Source organism: Shewanella sp. Sh95 (genome assembly GCF_001308045.1).
GTDB classification, from domain to species: Bacteria; Pseudomonadota; Gammaproteobacteria; order Enterobacterales; family Shewanellaceae; genus Shewanella; species Shewanella xiamenensis.
In genome coordinates this window covers 1-18,834 of sequence record NZ_LGYY01000028.1, presented here as the reverse complement: position 1 = coordinate 18,834, position 18,834 = coordinate 1, and the positions used below count along the sequence as shown (strand labels likewise).

The 18,834-nt window shown below is 46.6% G+C and carries 15 protein-coding genes and 4 tRNA genes; 11 read left to right on the top strand and 8 right to left on the bottom strand.

The window, feature by feature from the left end; all coding sequences use genetic code 11:
• The first annotated feature begins 23 nt into the window (after positions 1 to 23).
• Positions 24 to 2,426: a zinc-dependent metalloprotease gene (locus AEA42_RS02340; RefSeq protein WP_055646848.1), complete on the top strand. Its 2,403-nt coding sequence runs from the start codon at positions 24 to 26 to the stop codon at positions 2,424 to 2,426.
• Between the two features lie 45 nt (positions 2,427 to 2,471).
• On the opposite strand, the gene AEA42_RS02335 is transcribed toward AEA42_RS02340, so the two are convergent.
• On the bottom strand, positions 2,472 to 4,280 hold the full coding sequence (locus AEA42_RS02335) for a protein kinase (RefSeq protein ID WP_055646847.1): 1,809 nt from the start codon (positions 4,278 to 4,280) through the stop codon (positions 2,472 to 2,474).
• Between the two features lie 241 nt (positions 4,281 to 4,521).
• On the opposite strand from AEA42_RS02335, the gene AEA42_RS02330 reads away from it, so the two are divergent.
• Together AEA42_RS02330 and AEA42_RS02325 are read left to right on the top strand one after the other, a co-directional pair.
• Entirely contained in the window at positions 4,522 to 4,860 is a 339-nt protein-coding gene (locus tag AEA42_RS02330; protein ID WP_037414054.1) for a hypothetical protein, read from the top strand.
• 107 nt (positions 4,861 to 4,967) lie between these two features.
• Complete coding sequence (locus tag AEA42_RS02325) at positions 4,968 to 5,624, top strand: thiopurine S-methyltransferase (RefSeq protein WP_055646846.1); 657 nt, start codon at positions 4,968 to 4,970, stop codon at positions 5,622 to 5,624.
• 194 nt (positions 5,625 to 5,818) lie between these two features.
• On the opposite strand, the gene AEA42_RS02320 is transcribed toward AEA42_RS02325, so the two are convergent.
• On the bottom strand, positions 5,819 to 6,010 hold the full coding sequence (locus AEA42_RS02320) for a bacterioferritin-associated ferredoxin (RefSeq protein ID WP_037414050.1): 192 nt from the start codon (positions 6,008 to 6,010) through the stop codon (positions 5,819 to 5,821).
• 243 nt (positions 6,011 to 6,253) lie between these two features.
• On the opposite strand from AEA42_RS02320, the gene AEA42_RS02315 reads away from it, so the two are divergent.
• The gene (locus AEA42_RS02315; protein ID WP_037414119.1) at positions 6,254 to 7,828 is read left to right on the top strand and encodes a PAS domain-containing methyl-accepting chemotaxis protein; all 1,575 of its coding nucleotides are present in this window, start codon (positions 6,254 to 6,256) and stop codon (positions 7,826 to 7,828) included.
• 83 nt (positions 7,829 to 7,911) lie between these two features.
• Here the strand turns inward: AEA42_RS02315 and AEA42_RS02310 are convergent, their stop codons facing one another.
• Entirely contained in the window at positions 7,912 to 8,844 is a 933-nt protein-coding gene (locus AEA42_RS02310; RefSeq protein WP_055646845.1) for a D-2-hydroxyacid dehydrogenase, read from the bottom strand.
• Between the two features lie 87 nt (positions 8,845 to 8,931).
• Between AEA42_RS02310 and AEA42_RS02305 the strand changes: the two genes are divergently transcribed.
• Entirely contained in the window at positions 8,932 to 9,267 is a 336-nt protein-coding gene (locus tag AEA42_RS02305) for a DUF3392 domain-containing protein (RefSeq protein WP_047534684.1), read from the top strand.
• A 23-nt stretch (positions 9,268 to 9,290) separates the two neighbouring features.
• Here AEA42_RS02305 and AEA42_RS02300 read toward each other — a convergent pair whose 3' ends face one another.
• From AEA42_RS02300 to rsgA, 5 genes are all read right to left on the bottom strand, one after another.
• A complete protein-coding gene (locus AEA42_RS02300; RefSeq protein ID WP_055646844.1) occupies positions 9,291 to 10,013 on the bottom strand; it encodes a glycerophosphodiester phosphodiesterase in 723 nt (240 codons plus the stop codon).
• A 13-nt stretch (positions 10,014 to 10,026) separates the two neighbouring features.
• Positions 10,027 to 13,230 carry a mechanosensitive ion channel domain-containing protein gene (locus AEA42_RS02295; protein ID WP_055646863.1) on the bottom strand — a complete coding sequence of 1,068 codons (3,204 nt, stop codon included), beginning with the start codon at positions 13,228 to 13,230 and terminating at the stop codon, positions 10,027 to 10,029.
• 68 nt (positions 13,231 to 13,298) lie between these two features.
• Positions 13,299 to 14,183 carry a DMT family transporter gene (locus AEA42_RS02290; RefSeq protein WP_082389599.1) on the bottom strand — a complete coding sequence of 295 codons (885 nt, stop codon included), beginning with the start codon at positions 14,181 to 14,183 and terminating at the stop codon, positions 13,299 to 13,301.
• A 14-nt stretch (positions 14,184 to 14,197) separates the two neighbouring features.
• Positions 14,198 to 15,076: an archaetidylserine decarboxylase gene (asd, locus tag AEA42_RS02285; RefSeq protein WP_055646843.1), complete on the bottom strand. Its 879-nt coding sequence runs from the start codon at positions 15,074 to 15,076 to the stop codon at positions 14,198 to 14,200.
• A gap of 88 nt (positions 15,077 to 15,164) precedes the next feature.
• Positions 15,165 to 16,229, bottom strand: a complete 1,065-nt coding sequence (gene rsgA / locus AEA42_RS02280; RefSeq protein ID WP_037426969.1) for a small ribosomal subunit biogenesis GTPase RsgA — start codon at positions 16,227 to 16,229, stop codon at positions 15,165 to 15,167.
• Between the two features lie 112 nt (positions 16,230 to 16,341).
• Between rsgA and orn the strand changes: the two genes are divergently transcribed.
• The 6 genes from orn to AEA42_RS02250 all read left to right on the top strand — a co-directional run bounded on the left by orn (position 16,342) and on the right by AEA42_RS02250 (position 18,594).
• On the top strand, positions 16,342 to 16,887 hold the full coding sequence (gene orn, locus AEA42_RS02275) for an oligoribonuclease (protein ID WP_037426972.1): 546 nt from the start codon (positions 16,342 to 16,344) through the stop codon (positions 16,885 to 16,887).
• A gap of 109 nt (positions 16,888 to 16,996) precedes the next feature.
• Positions 16,997 to 17,072 (top strand) — tRNA-Gly (locus AEA42_RS02270).
• A 124-nt stretch (positions 17,073 to 17,196) separates the two neighbouring features.
• Positions 17,197 to 17,272 (top strand) — tRNA-Gly (locus AEA42_RS02265).
• Positions 17,273 to 17,394: 122 nt separating this feature from the next.
• A tRNA-Gly gene (locus AEA42_RS02260) sits at positions 17,395 to 17,470 on the top strand.
• 32 nt (positions 17,471 to 17,502) lie between these two features.
• Positions 17,503 to 17,578, top strand: a tRNA-Gly gene (locus AEA42_RS02255).
• Positions 17,579 to 18,138: 560 nt separating this feature from the next.
• Positions 18,139 to 18,594 (top strand): hypothetical protein, encoded by a 456-nt coding sequence (locus AEA42_RS02250; RefSeq protein ID WP_037426974.1) that lies wholly within the window; start codon positions 18,139 to 18,141, stop codon positions 18,592 to 18,594.
• Positions 18,595 to 18,834: the final 240 nt, after the last annotated feature.

Here is an 18,834-nt window from a genome sequence, read left to right as displayed (position 1 = left end):
AGACAGCCAGTTCAGGAGGAAAGATGAAACCCCATAGCCTAGCCCTCGCCATCCTGCTCTTAGGTTTGCCAGCCCTTAGCTTTGCCGCTACTCTGCCAAGCACTAAAATTGTTAAACAAAGCCAAGTAGCCAAGGGATTTCTCAATTTTTACTATGAACCGAGCGAAGGGGAGTTATACCTTGAGGTGAGTCGCCTCAATCAGCCCTTTCTCTTGGTGACTAGCTTGCCTGAAGGGGTCGGTTCTAACGATATCGGCTTAGATCGTGGCCAGTTAGGTCAAACCCGCATGGTGCAGTTTGAGCGCCAAGGCCCTTATATCCAACTTAAGCAACTAAACACCCAGTATCGCGCCAATACCCAAGATGCCGCCGAAAAACGAGCAGTAGAGGAAGCCTTTGCCGATTCGGTATTGTGGCAGGGAAAATTGCTCGAAGGTAAGCCGGATATGGTGGCGATCAGTGAGCTAGTGCTTAATGATCTGCACGGTGTCTCACATGTGCTGCAACAGACGGGACAGGGCAATTATCGTCTCGACTTAACCCGCTCGGCGATTTTGCCCGCAGGAGTTAAATCCTTTGAAAACAATAGCGATGTAGATGTGCAATTGACCTTTAAGGGCGATGTTGCTGGCGAGCAAGTCGCTAAGGTCACGCCCGATGGCACCTTTATGTCTGTACGGATGCGTTATTCTTTTGTTGAATTGCCAGGCGAAGGCTATCAAGTTCGCGCCTATCATCCGATGAGCGGCTATCTATCCGATGAGTACCGCGACTATGCGACAGATTTTTCTGAGCCTCTGGTGCAGCGGTTTATTTTGCGCCACCGCCTGCAAAAGGTGAACCCAGGCCCTGCGCCTAGTGAGGTGGTTAAACCTATCACCTATTACCTCGACCCCGGTGTGCCTGAGCCTATTCGCTCGGCACTGCTCGATGGCGCACGCTGGTGGGAAACGGCCTTCACCCAAGCGGGGTTTATCAACGGTTTTAAGGTTGAACTGTTGCCGCCCGATGCCGATCCGCAGGATATCCGTTACAACATGATCCAGTGGGTCCACCGTGCGACGCGAGGCTGGTCCTATGGCGCAGCGCTCAACGATCCGCGTACTGGCGAAATCATCAAAGGCCAAGTGACCTTAGGGAGCTTACGGGTACGCCAAGATTATTTGATTGCCAAAGGATTAACCGCAGGGTGGCAGGATAGAGCGGCGGCAGAGAAGGTCGCTAATGAGCTGGCATTAGCGCGTATTCGGCAACTTGTTGCCCATGAGGTCGGTCATACCTTAGGGTTAGATCATAACTTTGCTGCCTCAACCAATCAGGATGCCTCTGTGATGGATTACCCCCATCCCAAGATCCAGCTGAAAGGCAATGATATTGATATTTCAGCACCTTATGGCGTTGGTGTCGGGCCGTGGGATAACTTTGCCATCGCCTACGGTTATAGCGATGAAGGCGATGTGACTGCCCAGTTGGCGCTGCAAAATCAGTTGTTGGCCGAGGTCGCGCGTAAGGGACTGCGTTACATCGGTGAAGCCGACTCACGCCAAAAGGATGCCAGTCACGCCTATGCAAGTTTGTGGGACAGTGGTGATGATCCAATCGCTCAACTATTGGAGCTAAATCGCATTCGTGCCAAGGCGATTGAAGGCTTCAGTCGAGCGGCCTTATTGCCAGGCGAGCCGCTTGGTGAATTGGTCGATGCTTTTGTACCTATCTATTTACTCAATCGTTACCAAATCGAGGCTGTCGCAAAATTTATTGGCGGCACCGACTATCACTATTTGTCTATCGGTGAGGGCGGTCGCTGGAGCTATATTGCACCGCCATTACAATTGTCGGGTCTCGATGCGTTGTTAAGCACCTTAGATGCAGCCAGTCTAACGGTCCCACAAACATTGTTAGACACTTTAGTCCCTAAAGCGGGTAATTATCAGCCAACGCGGGAGTCGTTTGAATCGGGGCTTGGGGTGGCGAGCGATCCCCTTGGCATGGCAGAAGTGTCTGCTCGCCACACTGTAAGCTTACTGCTCATGCCAAAACGCTTAAATCGTGTGAGCCAAGCGGCGATGGCCGATAATGAGCAACTCTCGGTTGAGACCCTACTGAATAAGTTGTTTGCCGCGACGTTATATCAGGAAGATAAGCTTGGCTTAGTTGAAGGTGTGTGGATGCGCGTTAATGCGGTGGTGATCGATGAACTCTTGTCGACCTACCATGATCCGCAAACTGCGCCAGAGGTTAAGGCTGCGCTCTTTGAACGTGCTCAATTTGTGATAAAGCAGCTCAAAGCCAAAGCTAACCGAGCCAATGCTAAAGTGGCTGCCCACTATAACGGTTTGGAGCAGGGCCTTAGTGCGGGGCTCTTGGATGCTAATAAAAAGCTTATCCCTAAGCCCTTAACTTTACCGCCAGGCTCGCCTATCTAGTCTTGGTTTGGCTATCAGCATAATAGGCGCTAGCGAATAGAATCGTTAAGCGCCTATTTCTTTTGGATTTTTAGGATAAAAATACTCGGGCTTACGTTCAATATGGGTAAAGCGACGGGTATTTTTATAGGGCAGTTTCATAAAGCCGGAAACGCCATGACCTTGAATTTTACCGACATAATGCAAAATGCGGTCGAGGCTGGCGCGAAACGCCGCCTGTTTACGCGGGTTGAGCAACTTTAAGTAGCTGTGGATCTTTAAGTGGTTCGGTAGGGCTTCAAAAATAATGCAACCCGTATGGTGGATTTGGTTGATGCGTGCCAATTCCTCCATAATTTCGTTCGGTAGTTCAAGGTTTTCATCCGGATCCTTACCATCTTCAAAGTAAGAATGCAGCCGCGATTTATCCTCGAGGGTTGGCACATCGCCCACTTCAAAGGGCAGTTGTAAATCGGCACTGGCGACAAAAGGTTCGTAAATGTTTTCACGCTCGATATGCAGCGTATCCCTGGCGTTAAAAAAGCAGGCCTTAAAGACGCCGATCCGTTTAATTCCCCGTGCGAGGGTCACCATATTATTAACGGCGATGATGAGCGCGCTTTTTTGTTTGGCATCGTAAATGGCAAGATTAGAATCAATAAACACGCCGGTTTCTTGCCAATGAATCGCTAGTCCGCCCACGATCGGATATTGGCCTAGACGACCCACGGCGGCGATAAAGCCTTTTTCGGTGTCGCCCATGCCAGCTAAGAAGTTCCGATAGTATTTTTCGAGTTGAATATCGTCCATCTTGGCGATGGGATCGTAAGCATTATGTTCTTTTAAGAATGATTTACGCGAACTGTAACTGACGGTTTCGACATCTTTTTCACGGGATTGGACCCAGACGGGGATGTCCCCCATCAGCTCTGCTTTTGGCAATTCAGGTAAGTGCAATCTATGGCTGTGGCGCATGCTTTTGAGAAAATAATCTCCCGCTAGATTGCGCTGCACGGCATCACTACTGAGCATGCCTTCCAAGGTGCGCGCTAATTCCATCGGTAAGCCAATGCTGGTGGGCGGGATAACCTGCGCACCGAAGCGACTCGCCTGTCCAGAGGCCAAGGCATACAAGGTCGCCGCCACGCCTTGCTCGTCAAAGCGTGGGCTGGAGAGTGCGCCGTTTAGCTGTTCTTCGCCAATAAAATACACATCTCCCATGCGAGCATTGGTGTGTTGCTGATCGCTCGACATCAGCGTCATCACATTGTCTTCGACGGCCTTGTTATATTCATCCCGTTGCGCAAACACGGCGGAGCCCCAGTCGATTAAGGATAAGTGTTGGCTTTCAATATCATAGACAAGGTTTGAAGGCTTAATATCGCCATGTACTAAGGGTTTGCCAGTGCGTAGATAGTAGAGAATATCGGCGAGTTGGCGGGCTATACTCATTACCATCGCGGGGGGCAGAGCGCCTAAGCGGCGGCAAAGCTGCTCGAGATCTTCGCCCTTAGCCCGCTCCATCACTAAAATCCCTTGTTTGCCGACCCGCTCAAATTTGATCGCCCCCGGAATATTGGGGTGTTTGAGCAAGGACAGCATAAAGGCTTCTTCCTCTAAGCGGTCTTGAATATGCTGCGGCAGATTAATTCTTGAGAATTTAAATACATGGGCTTCGTCGGCCTGATTAATTCCCGCAAACACAAAGCCATAAGCCCCCTTACCGATAAACTCAATCTCTCGATAACCCAACTTACTTAACTGTTGTTTACATAAACGGATCCACGCCTTGTGCTTGCGGGCATCGTTAGCCTTGAGCAAATAAATCGATTGCTCTTCGGAAATGTAAAAATGTTGTAGTTGGGGTGTTTGCAATGCGAGGCTCCTTGTTTGGGTTATTTAAACAGCAAGCGGGTATGTTAAGCAAATAGGAGCGGAGATTTATTTTAAGAGGATAAAATGCGCACTGTTTGCGGCTCACCTATCCCATCATTTCGTCGCTGACTTTGATTTATATCAAGTTAAATCGTATAGAGTCTAGGTAATCTTAAGCACATTGGATTGGGATATATTTTTGTTAAATTTCCCGTGGACAAAGTGGATTTAAGGAGGGCATATGCCCGCCCCAGATAAGGCTTTATTGATCGAGTTATTAGAGTTTCCGCGTAAGCGAATTTTACAGTCAATGGAAGTGACTCATTGTCCACATGCGGTATTTTTTAATGATAGCGATGAGCAGTGTCTAACATGCCACCAAGGCATGGAGTGTATCTGGATGAACCAGAATGATGAGCTGGTGGCCGTCGAACAAAAATCCATCTCCGAGCTTAAGCAACAATTGCTTATTGCCGTCGACTTTATTGATTCTTCACTCAGCCCACACCATCTTTCCCGTCGCCAATGCCAATGTGATAACTGTGCTTGGTTACGCCGGGTGCAAGAAGCATTGTCTTAATCATTAACTATTTCCATCGCTATGATTAACTTGCCGTATTTGAGATTTTGCATCCACTCGTAAATGCCATTAGAGTAAGGATAACTTTAGCCTTTTGAGATATACCTATGGAACCTGGTTTTTGGCACGAGAAGTGGCAGCAACAACAGATTGGTTTTCATCAACAAGACGTTAATCCTTTCCTCGTCACGTATTGGCATCAATTGGCGCTTCCCGCCGATGCCAAGGTTTTTGTTCCCCTGTGTGGTAAGTCTTTGGATATGTGTTTTTTAGCCGAGCAGGGGCATCAAGTGATTGGTTGTGAGTTGAATGAACTCGCTGTGCAACAGTTTTTTAGCGATAACCAATTGCCAATGCAGCAAAGTGCAGAAGGCGAACATCAGCATTACCAAACCGAACAGATAAGTTTGTATCAAGGCGATATCTTCACCTTACATCAGTCTATTACGGCGCAAGTGAGTGGTTTTTATGATCGCGCGGCCTTGATTGCCTGGCCTGAGAGTATGCGGGCGCAATATGCCAAGCAATTAGCGCAGTTATTGCCTTCGGGCAGTGTTGGTTTATTGGTGACCTTAGACTACCCGCAGGACGCTTTAAGTGGGCCACCTTTTGCGGTGTCGCCAACTTGGGTAGAAACACATTTAAGTGACGATTTTGAAATCCAGCTCTTGGATTGTCAGGACGTGCTTGCGGACAACCCGAGGTTTGTTAAGAAAGAAGTCCCTTGGTTGAATGAAGCTGCGTATTTATTAAAACGCCGATAAACAGAGTGCATCCCATTGAGCGACAAGCATTTGTGCTGTTGACTGAGTGGGATGTCCCATTAAGGGGATGTGCGGCAATATCTGTTTTTAAGCTTGATATTGTGCAATATCTCAAAACGATGTGGATGTTAGCGATTAGGAATAGCAGTGAGCACAAAAATGATGTTTTGCTTAAAGGGGTTGAAGATTCTAAGTTAAGCGACTTCGTAGTAATTAGGTTCGATTTCGAGTTGGTTTTGGATGATTTGTACGGCCATTCTTGCGCATTTGCCGCATTGATCGGCAACGCCTAAACGCTTTTTAACGTCAGCAAGACTTGTATCGCCTTGGCTTACTGCGTTTTTGATCTGAGTATCTGTGATGGCGTGACAAAGACAAACGTACATTTTTGGAACTCCAACATAAGTTGGGCTAATTCTAAATGAAAACGCTTATCAAATGCAATATTGTTGGTGGTCTTGTTTTCTCAATTTTCTATTTTGTTACCTTTAGCACATTTTTTGAGCTAATCTCAAAGAGCGTGAATCAAGGCTGAGTGTTTAGATCAAAATGGATGATTGAATTGGTATCAGGGAAGGATAGCTCATGGATGACTGAATAATAAATTCATAATAGATCCAAGGGTTATCATGAGAAAAAATTTGCCTGTAACACAACGTGAATATGACTATCCAGCGGATTGGATTTTACTGTCAACCACTGACACTCAGAGTCATATAACCTACGCCAATCAATCCTTTTGCACTGTAGCGGGATATACCCTCAATGAGATGTTGGGGCAACCCCACAATATGGTGCGTCACCCCGATATGCCCCCTCAAGCGTTTGAAGACCTCTGGAAAACTATCCGTAAAGGTGAACCTTGGAAAGGCATTGTTAAAAACCGCTGTGCCAATGGTGACCATTATTGGGTTGATGCTTATGTATCTCCCATTGTTATTAATGGTCAGGTGGCCGAGTTTCAGTCGGTACGTACTAAACCCAGCCGCGAACAGATCAACAGAGCAGAGGCGGCCTACGCCGAGTTAAATAAAAGCGGCCATGTTAACGCGTTAAAACGAATCTTGGATATGCCAACTAAGTTAGCGCTTTTAGTGTTTGCGGCTTTGTTGCCCATGCTGTATTTGGCGCTGCAAGTGGGAGTGGTGGGATTTATGGCGCTAGCCATCAGTGCCTTAGTGCTGTTTATTGGCGGTAATTTGATTTTAGGTCGCTATCGGGCTTTGGTCGCTAAGGCGAAGAAAATCTACGATAACCCTTTAATGGCATATATCTACACTGGACAATCCGATGATGTTGGCTCGATAGAACTTGCACTGCAAATGCAAAACTCAGAGTTAAAATCTGTGCTCGGTCGTGCCCGTGATTCCTGCGATAAGGTGACTCAAGAAGCCAAAGTATCAGCGGCAAAAGGCGAAGAAATTCAAAATACAAGCCAGTCACAGCTTTCTGAGATCGAGCAAGTAGCAACTGCAATGCAGCAAATGACAGCGACCCTTGGTGATATGTCTTCTAACTGTGCCGATGCGGCGAGCGCTTCACAGATGGCATCAGAGCAAACAATCAACGGCGATAAAACTGTGCTGAGTACGATTCAATCTATTCAGGCCATGGCGCAACAGTTGCACGAAACCTCGAAAGTTATCAGCGAATTAGAAGGGCATAGTAAAGATATTGGTAGGGTGCTGGATGTCATTCAAAGCATTGCAGAGCAAACAAACCTATTGGCATTAAATGCCGCCATTGAAGCTGCACGGGCAGGGGAGCAAGGACGTGGTTTTGCGGTTGTTGCCGATGAGGTGCGGGCGTTAGCGAAACGTACCCATGATGCAACAAAGGAAATCCACAGTATGATTAATCTGTTGCAGCAGGGGACAAATAAAGCTGTGCAAAGTATGCATGAAGGGGTTGAAGCTGCCTCCGAATGTATTACCACAGCGGATTTAGCGGGTGCGGCGCTGCGTACCATACGTGAGGCCATAGTGACCATTACCGATATGAATCACCATATTGCTAGCGCGGTGGAAGAGCAATCGAGTGTGGCAAATGAGATGAACCGAAGCGTGGTTAATGTGTCACAGTTTACCCATTCCAGCCACCAACTCGGCTGTGAAATGGTTGACCTCAATGATGAAGTGATTAGCGAAATGGATTCCCATACCGTGTTGGTTGGGCAGTTTTTAAAACGCAGTTTTAAAGTTTAGTATCGTCGCTATCCAAAGTTTGAATCAAAAGGCAATCAATCTTTGATTGCCTTTTCTTTTCTGCCATAGGGATTGAGCCTCGATTAATAACCCTGAGTAAAATCCACCTGATTTTGTAGCGGCTCTGCTGCTATATAGCGGCGATAGTTATCGCTAAAAATACCGACGATTTGCTCAGGTTGACTCGGCGCTGAGATATGGGGCGTGATAATGACGTTTGGCCTCTCCCAAATCGGATGCGTTGCAGGGAGTGGCTCCTGCATGAATACATCGAGAATGGCTTGCTGCGCAGGTTGGGCAATCAGCTGGGCATTGAGGGCATCGAGATCGAGTACATCACCGCGGCCAACATTTACCAAAATAGCATCGGCTTTGAGCTTAGCGATCATTGACTCATTCAGAAGCTGGCGCGTTTCTGGTGTACTTGGCAGTAAGTTAGTGACCACATCGCTGTGGCTTAAGCATTGTGCGAGCTGTGAGAGCGGCAAAATTACATCAAAGCCTTCGACCTCACGGCCGCTGCGATTTATCCCTGTGACATGCATGCCGAACTGTTTAGCCGTCTTGGCAACATGCTGGGCGATGGAACCTGTGCCTAAGAGTAATAATCGCATCCCTTGTAAACTGGTGCGCGTAGCACTTTGTATTTGCCAAATTTTTTGCCGCTGTTGCGCTTGGTAGAAATGGTGTCCTCGCACGTGGGCGAGCAGATAACCGAATAGATATTCGCTCATTAAGGGGCCGAAAATCCCTTTGATGTTGGTGAGTTGATAATCCTTTCTTGCCCTTGGCCCCATCAGGGCATCAATGCCCGCAAAACTGGATTGCAGCCATTGCAACTGCTTTGCATGCGGCAGTAGTGGCGCGGCAAGTTTGGGCTCGGCAAGCCAGATATCGGCCTGTGCAATATTGGTGGGATTATCATCAAGCAACTCAAGCCCGGGCAACTGCTGCGCCTCAATGAGCTGGCGATATTGTTCATTCGCCTTAGTGAGTAAGAGTAACTTGTGCCCCATGTCGTCTCCCTTTATGCTTGGTTGTCGTTATTTTTCAATATGCTGCTGTCTTGTTTTATTTTTGCAGCGCTATTTAGGTTGAATCTTATGTTTGATCAGTTAGTCGCCATTATTGGCCATTTAGGAAATATGTTGCGTCCTTGGTCCTTCGATATCGCCACGGCCATGGTGGTGTGTTTGATTTTAGTGTTTTCAGCCGATATGAATCGCATCATCAGACGGTATTTAGTTGGTCACTCTTTTATCCTGCGAACCTTGGTTTTTATCATTGTGAATGCCTTTGGTTATGGCCTATTGATCGTTAAAGCTACGCCTTGGGTGGCAAGGCAAATCGTTGCCATGCCATCCCATTGGATGTTTTTGCTGATCGTCGCCATGTTTATTTTTATCGGCTATTGGGCACAGCGAAATAGCCAAGCTTAAGGCGTTAAGTCCGTGAAATGCGGTTATTCGAAATAACCGCGATAGTCTGTATTGGTCGGGTGTGCTAGCGCCTGCATCGCACGATCGGGGTAATTGCTGAAGATGCCATCGACACCAAGTTGCTTAAGTGCATGAATATCATCGCTGTGATCGACGGTGTAAACATAAATCTTAGCACCTCTTTGGTGGGCGTCATCCACTAGAGCTTGGCTGATAAAACTCACATCTAAATGCAAAGAATATGCGTTTAGCTCGCTTACGACCGCTGCGCCATCGAGGGGAATACTGGCGAGCAAGGGCGCCACTAATGCCTGTGGCAGAGCCTGTTTAACTTGCTGTAAATAAGGATGATTAAAGGAGGAAATCAGTAATTGCTCGGTACTGAACCCTAGCTCGGTGATGGCTTTTGGATAAAGTTCGAGGAGTGGCGTTACTGTATTTACGCCTTTAAGTTCAATGTTTACCGTGGCGCGACCTGCGACCAGTTCGAGCACTTGCCAAAGCGTGGGAATGGGTTCGCCTTTAACCGTGACTTGCTCTAGGTAGCCCTTATTTACTAAATGGATAATGCCTTGGCCTGAGCTTTTATTGTCGAGCCTGCGGTCATGAAATACGACTAACTCACCTTCGACATTGTGCACATCCAACTCAATGGCTTTGGTGCCTAATTCAATCGCTTTGGCCATGGCGGCTAAGGTATTTTCTGCCACATAACCGCTGGCACCACGGTGAGCAAAAATAAGCATGTGATTTTTCCTATTAACTGCGGATTATGCCGACCTGATCGCGAGTTTGGCCATTTTTAATATGGATTTCCATTTGCGGATAGGCGAGTTCCAAGTTGTTTTCTTTAAGCTTACGGGTAATGCGTTTATGCAGATCGTGGCGTAGTGGCCAGCGTGCCGACATATCTTTTGCATAGGCTCGTACTTCATAGTCTTGAGTATGTTTACCAAAGCCCGCAAACCACACTTCTGGCTCTGGATTCGGCAGCGCATTTTCACATTCTTGCACCGCTTGATAAAGCGTTGCTTCCACTTTAGCTGGATCCGAATCGCGGGCAACCGACACATAAACAATGACACGGGTAATAGGGTCCGACAGCGACCAGTTAATCAATTGCTCGGTAATAAAAGCCTTGTTAGGAATGATAATTTCCTTTCTGTCCCAATCGATAATAGTGGTGGCACGGATCTGGATTTTACTCACAGTTCCGGTGAGATCGCGGATTGTCACCGTATCGCCAATACGCACTGGCTTTTCGAATAGAATAATCAAACCCGAGATAAAGTTGGCAAAAATCTCCTGCAAACCAAAACCGAGACCCAGTGACAAGGCTGCAATCAACCATTGCAGTTTTGACCATTCCATCCCGAGATTTGAAAAGCCAATCAGCAGGCCTAAAAATACCACTAAATAACGACTTACTGTGGTGATAGCAAAGCCAGTGCCCGGTGTCAGGTCGAGACGCTGTAGGATCATCAGCTCAAGCAAACCGGGTAAATTGGTCGCAATCATCAGCGAGAAGCCAACGACGATTAAGCCGAATAACAGCGATTTCATGGTGATGGGGAGCTGCTGCTCGACACCATTGACGCTGGTATTGGTGGTCCAGAGGGTGATGCCATCCAAGAAGGAAAACAGCGCTGTATGGGTTTGCGTCCACAGGCCAATCAAGCTGGCTAAAAACGCCAGTAGCAATAAGGAACGCACCAATCCAAGGGACTGACTCGAAATGGTTTCGAGGTCGACTACGGGTTCTTCGTAGGTATCTAAGCCATCATTGGAGCTATGGTGTGTTTCGCCCTTTTCCCGTTGGGCTAAACGCTCAGCCCGTTTCGCTTTCGCGCGGTCGAAGGCAATGCGGCGGCGCTCAATCAACATCCAACGTTTAATTAATTGATAGAGAAGTAAAAAGCTTAATCCCAATATGATCGATAGCTGTAATTGCAACAGCATTTGGAATGCGGTGAAGTAGTAGCCCCTAAAGGCGAGCCCAGCGCTCAGCAGGGGAACAGCGATCAACAATGCCCAGAGCATTTTTTGGATCAGCCGTTTGTTCTTCCCCTCTTTTTGAGCAACGCTATTTTGCCGGCTTAATAGCAAAATATCCTTGTATAACAAGAATAACACCACACAAAAACAGATAAATGCGCCGCGGCCAATGCTGTTGCGGATAAGCGAGGCATCGAGTATTTCGGTAAAGCCCATAATGCCAAGCAAGGGACTGGCGACAAATACAAAGTGTTTGAGCCTGAGCTGGCCTGCCTGAATCAGTTTTGAGGGGCGTTTGAAGTGACCTACCAATACGCCTTTATCTAGAGCAAGAATAAAAATCAATCGATACAATAGGTAAACCAATCCTATTGCTAAAATTCCCATGCCGACCGCTTGCACAAAGTTACGGTCTGATTGATAGAAAATCCATCCTGCTGCCACTATGGGGAGCGGTTTGATTAAGGCATAACCTAGGCTAAGGACTAAGGATTTGAAGGTATAAATAAATTTATCCTGAGTCACATTACCCACATAGGTTGCATAGTTGCCGAGTAATCGATTGAATTTAGGTTTTATTAAATCTTGAACCACTAAACAGAGCACTAGCAGAATGATCCACCATGACCAATAGTCGTTTTGCTCCTGCCAAGCTTTGCTCAGTTGTCCCCATTGTGCCTGTTGGATTAGCCATAGGGCGCTACGTTGAATATCGGTGAGCCAGAGCTTGTTAATGCTCGCGGCATTAGGTACCCAAAATAGATGTTCGTTTAGGGTGTTTTTTAGCGTCAGGTGCTGTTGGCTAAGCTGCTGATAATTCACTTTAAGCTTGCCTAGTTCACTCAAATACTGGTCATAACTCTGCATTAGCTGAGTCAGCAATGCTTGCTGTGAGCGCAGCAACTTAATCTGCCCCTCATTATAGAGATTGGCTTGTTCGAGTTCTTGTTCGTTGAGTGCCTGCTGTTGCTCTAGGTGATACCTGTCGAGACGCGCATCGGCGATAAGAGTTTGTAGTTTTTCATGGTTTGGCGGTTTGGGCAGCGATTGCAACATCTGCAAAAAGCGTTCGCCAAAGGCGGAATTCATTTTGACCCAAGTAATTTGCTCTTGGATATTAGCGAGTTGCTTGGCTTGGGATTGATATTGGAGCTCAGCCTGTTCTTGCTGCTCTACCACGTTATTGATTTGCAAGGTTAAGGTTTGCAGTTTTTGGCCGTAGATTTGATTGGTATCGGCGATATTGCGTGTAATCGGATCGATGACTTTAGTGGTATCAACTAAATTCTTGGCCAGCGTGGCATCGGTTTGTTGTTGGCGCTGCTTGTTGATCGCCTTATTGATAGTTTCAATAAAGGCTTCTTGCTGGCTCAATTGCTGGCGAACTAACTGTAACTGTAGCTGGGTAAGTTCGATACGCTTTTGGCTACTGGCAAGCTCGGCCTCATGTGTGGCTAGGCTCTGTTCGAAGAAAATCCGCTGTATTTGTTGTAATTCACCCGCAGGCGTATCGATAGGCGCCAATTCCGTTTTTTTATTTTGCAGCACATTTTGTCTTGCATTGGCAATGACGGAAGGCAGTAGATTATGCCGCTGTAGTAGTTCGTTGACTTGATTGCCGAGAGCCGCCTCGCTCTCTTTTAACTCAGATAGGCGTAAATAAGCCATCGAGGCTTGCTGGTTAAGATCTGTTCCTTTATCCAGCTTTAATGGCTTAGTGGCCTCTTTTAAGCCCTGATCGATGACCTTTTTATTTTTTTCAAAATCCAGCTGCGCCTGCTGAAAACTGCTCGCATTGGCCGCCAGTCTGTCAATGTTGTTTTTAAGCTCAACAATTTGATCGTCAATGCTAATATTTTGTTGCTGATTTTGGTTGTTTAGGCCAAGACGCTTGTCCAATTGCAAGGGCGAATTGGCATGGAGAGAAAAAGACAAAAAAGCAATAACGAACAATAAAATACGTGGCATATAGGCAAAAGCAATTAGAGGCGAAAGACGCACTCATCTTAGCCAACTTGGGCCAAGATTGGTATGTTTCAAATGTTCTTTTTTCGCCGTTGTGACTGGTGGGATTGATGGGTTTCAAAGATGGCGGTGGCGACTATGATGGTTCCGCCTATCAAAGTATTTACATTCAGTGCTTCACCTAAAATCAGCAAAGCCAACATGGCCCCATAAAAGGGTTGAAGGCAGGAGACTAGCCCTACTGTTTTAGCACTTAATTGGCGCAATGCCGAGGTGAACAGCGCATGGGGCGCGGCAGTAAACACGACCCCGAGCAGCACAATCAAGCCCCAGGTCTCGAGGGAGATAGTCTGTAACTCGGTTTTATGCCAAGGCATAAGAAACACCGCCGCCACTAGGGTCTGATAAAACATGGCGTGGGGGCCACTATATTGGGAAAAATAGCGTTTTTGCAGTAGGTTACGGGCGGTAAATAACATTGCCGACAGAATACCGATCGCAATTCCTAAAGTCGTGTCGTTGCCAAGATTGGCTTCGGGGATCAGCAGTACAACACCTATCAGCACGAAAATGCCGCTGATAATATCCATCAGCTTGATTTTATTGTCCGTTAATAATGGCTCGGCAATCACCGTCATCACTGGATAGGTGAAGAAGGCGATCATGCCGATGGCGACCGATGAGAGTTGCATCGCGGCAAAGTAGGTGACCCAGTGCAAGCTGACTATCACACCTAAGCCGATAGCAACCAAATAATCCTGTTTGCTGGCAAGGCTTAAGTATTTACCGCGGAATTTGATGAGCAATGCCAACACAAACGCCGCGACGACACATCTTAGGAAGGTAATATCGAGTGCGCTTAAGGGGATTAACTTTGAAAACAACGCTGTGCCGCCAAACATCAGCACAGCTAAGTGTAATTCGATTAATCCCGAAGGTTTACTGGTCTGGCTCAATTGGGTCGCCGTAGTTAGTCGGCTGACGCCTGGTTTTTCAGATTAGCAAAGGCTTGACCCATACGCGTTACGGCTTCGGGTTCAACGCCTTCGGCGAAGGTATCGATAGCATCTTTGGCAAACAGCATGACGACGGTACTGCCAAGCTTGAAGCGACCCATTTCTTCGCCTTTCTCTAAGGTAATCGCGTCAGGGCCTACCGTTGGATATTCCCAAGTGAATACTTGCTTACCGGTTGGCGGCGTAATAGTGCCTGCCCAAACGGTTTCGATGCTCGCCACAATAGTTGCACCCACTAATACCATAGCCAGTGGGCCAAGCTCGGTTTCAAAAATCGCCACAACACGTTCGTTGCGAGCAAACAGGCCTGGTACATGGCGCGCCGTTAATGGGTTAACGGAAAACAACTCACCTGGCACATAGGTCATCTTCGACAGGGTGCCTTTAATCGGCATATGGATGCGGTGATAATCCTTAGGAGCCAGATAAATTGTCGCAAAATCACCACCTTCGAAGCGTTTGGCATCTTCGGCTTGGTCGCCAAGCAAAGTGAGTGAAGAATAGTGATGGCCTTTAGCTTGGAAAATACGCCCATCCTTGATGGGACCAAGTTGGCTGACGGCGCCATCAACGGGGTGCACCATGATGTTGGCCGCAGTATTAATTGGGCGAATACCAGGCTTAAGTGCACGGGTAAAAAAGTCGTTGAAGCTTTTATAAGCCTCAGGTTCGCTCTGAGCCGCTTCGCTCATATCGATTTTATATTGCTTGATAAACCATTTAATCGCGGCAGTCGTTAATGCGCCAGCTTCGGAAGCGGCAAGTTTACCGACTAAGCGAGATAACAGGTGCTTTGGCAGCATGTACTGCAGCGCAATTTTAACTTTATCCAATTTGTGTTCCTTTCCTTTATGTTGCTCAACTTAGGTTGAGACTTGTTTTGCGTTAATTCTATTCGTTGTGATGGCTTTGTTGTACTCGTTATTCATCGCTTTGGGCGCGAAATTGCCGAGCGTGACGCTGCTCATCAAGGCTTGCGATAATACGATGGTAGTTATTAAAGCGATCTTCACTAATCTTACCCGCTTCGACTGCGGCTTTTAAGGCGCAGCCTGGGTCATCGCCGTGCTTACAATCGCGGAATTTACAGCCACCTAAAAAGTCACGAAATTCGATAAAGCACCAACCGACACGTTGGGCGGGTAAGTGCCAGAGGGCAAATTCGCGCACGCCGGGGGAGTCGATTAAATCACCACCACTCGGTAAATGCAGTAACTTAGCGGTGGTCGTGGTGTGTTGTCCAAGCCCAGAGTTGTCGGAGACATCGCCTACCAGTAGCTCGGCTTCGGGCAGTAAGGCGTTGACCAGAGAGGATTTACCCACACCAGACTGGCCAGCAAATACGCTCACTTTATCTTTCAGCAGGGCTTTAATGGTATCTAAGCCTTCGCCTAACTTACTGCTGACCTTATATACTGGATATCCAATGGCTTCGTAGCGCTTTAAGGCAGCTTCGATGGCGGGTGCTTCTTCCGGCGTTAACAGATCAATTTTGTTCAAAATGATGATCGGCGGAATATCCGTGTCTTCGGCTGCCACTAAATAGCGGTCAATAATCTGGGTGGTAAAGCTAGGTAATACGGAAGACACAATCAAAATTTGGTCGATATTCGAGGCGATAATTTTCACGCCATCGTATAAATCGGGGCGCGAGAGGGAAGAGCGTCTTGGATGCACTGCTTCCACAATGCCAGCTATACCACTATTTGCTTGGCTTTCAATAGCTAAGCGTACAATCACTTTATCGCCAGTCACTAAACTGCTAATGGTGCGGCGAATGTTGCAGCGCACAATCAGGCCATCTTCGGTTTCAATATCGGCATGTTGACCAAAGCGGGAGATCACGGTTCCGCTCTGTTCTGGGCCGAGTGAGCTATCCTGTAACTCAGGCGCATTTTTATCACCATTGTCACGATTGAGGCGTTTCTCGTGATTGGCGCGCATACGGCGTAATTGGCCTTGGCTTAGGGGTTTCTTTTTACTCACTGGTTTGTCTTCGTCAATTAGGTGATATTTTGTGTTTGAAAAAAGCAGTATGATACACGCTCTTGAATAAAAAAGCCTGAATTTAGGCTAACTGACATGATAAGGCGCAATTATGGCGGCAGACGCAAATAATCTCATTTGGATCGATCTCGAAATGACTGGGTTAGAACCCGATGTCGATAGGGTCATTGAAATTGCTACCTTAGTAACAGACCAAGAACTCAATATTATCGGTCAGGGGCCAGTGATTGCTATTCATCAATCGGATGAAGTACTGGCGGCCATGGATGATTGGAACCAAAAACATCACGGTGAATCGGGCCTCATCGATAGAGTGCGTGCCAGCCAAGTGAACGAAGCGCAGGCTGTTGCACAAACCATCGCATTTTTAGAGCAATACGTGCCTAAGGGTGTCTCGCCTATGTGTGGTAACAGCGTGGGTCAGGACCGTCGCTTCTTAAATCGTTATATGCGTGAATTGGAGGACTACTTCCATTATCGCAATCTAGACGTAAGCACGGTTAAGGAGCTAGTGAAGCGTTGGAGCCCTGAAACTATGGCAGGTTTCAAAAAGCAAAACACTCATCAAGCGCTGCAAGATATCCAAGAGTCGATCGCTGAATTACAGTATTACCGCAGCAAAGTATTTAAAATTTGACCGATCAGCAGATAAATCTGCAAGAAGGGGTTGCAGCCGCATAAATTTTTCATATAATGCGGCCTCAACTTTTTGGTGCGGGCATGATTGTCTAGTCAAATAAGTAAAGGCGACATTAGCTCAGTTGGTAGAGCGATACCTTGCCAAGGTATAGGTCATCGGTTCGAACCCGATATGTCGCTCCAAATTACAAATTTAGTGATTTACCAAGTCATTAAATGCAGGATATGCGACATTAGCTCAGTTGGCAAAGGTGGATAGACGATACCTTTGTGGATGTTGAAGGCAAATTTAGCAGCGATACAAAATGCGACATTAGCTCAGTTGGTAGAGCGATACCTTGCCAAGGTATAGGTCATCGGTTCGAACCCGATATGTCGCTCCAAATACAAATTTAGTGATTCACCAAGTCATTAAATACAAAATTATGCGACATTAGCTCAGTTGATAAAGGTTGATAGACGATACCTTTGTCGATGTTGAAGGCGAATGTGAAGCACTAATTATGCGACATTAGCTCAGTTGGTAGAGCGATACCTTGCCAAGGTATAGGTCATCGGTTCGAACCCGATATGTCGCTCCAATTTCAGACGGTTACAGTCTTAAAATGTAAATGCGACATTAGCTCAGTTGGTAGAGCGATACCTTGCCAAGGTATAGGTCATCGGTTCGAACCCGATATGTCGCTCCAATTTTCTAAATCTCCCCATAATCAAGTACTCAATTAGCATTAGCTCAGTTGTGCTTTTGATATTGCGATACCTTTCTTTTTCAAGGTATAGGTCATCGGTTCGAACCTGATATGTCGCTCCAATTTTTCTCGTTAGTCTCCCCATAAAATCTTCATCATTTCAAACTAAGTTATCGCAACTGACATAGCGCTATTTTACTTTTCTGTACACTTAACATGTCTGTTCCGTTGTTGATTATTCCAAGCATTTTTGAGCACGTTCATCGCTGCAATTTATTAACCTTTGTTTTCGTGGTTATTTTTAATACTAATGTGGTTAAGTGTTGCAGGATTTACCTGCCCTGCGGCTGTTGTCGATGATGTTTTCTATTTTGTAAAAAATAAAACAGCAAGGTTAATGCGTGATCTGCACCTTGTTTCTTCAAGATTTCCTAAATTAGATGGCGTTGCGAAAGTTAAATTATGACCTTGTTCAAATATTCGTAACGCTTTTACTTACATAATGAATCCAGACAAAGTTAATAGCGCCAAGTAGTTGGCTTAACACTGGAGTGCATTATATGCGTATTCAACAATTACGTGATTTACTTGAGTATGTGGCGAACTGCCGCTTAGATATGGCGCAACTCTATGGCCGACTGAACAATCATGCTGACTCCGCTCGAGTAAAGATGATGCTGGAGTATTTTGAATCTCATCAAAAGCATGTCGCTGAAAAATTGCGTGATTATATGGATGAGGCGCCAGCGAGGGTTCTCGATACTTGGTATAAAGACTTTGTGTTTGAAGATTTTACTAAGCGTTGCCAAGATACCATGTTACCCGCCAATATGAACGAAGATGATGTGTTGAATTTACATCTCGACTTGGAAAATCGTCTGATTGGCTTATTGGAAAAAACCGTCAACTCAACCACCGCTGAAGATGCGCGTGCGGCATTAGAAGGCTTAATTCGAGTTGAGAAAACTCAACAGCAACGATTAGTTCACAGCACTATCCGGATGGACGATATTTAACCTATCGATACCTCATCTGTGTTCGTGTAAACACTGAAAGCCAGCTAAATGCCTGTCTCTCATACACAAATCCCTGAACAATGCTCAGGGATTTTTTTTGAACTCATTCCCCGCATTGTGATCAGATCGTCTAGGGCTAAATATTCGAGGCGATTATGATGAAGATGATGGATCCAGAGCAGTGGGCGCAATGTCAATTTGGGCACGCAAACCTCAACGACCCAAGACGTACACAAAGAC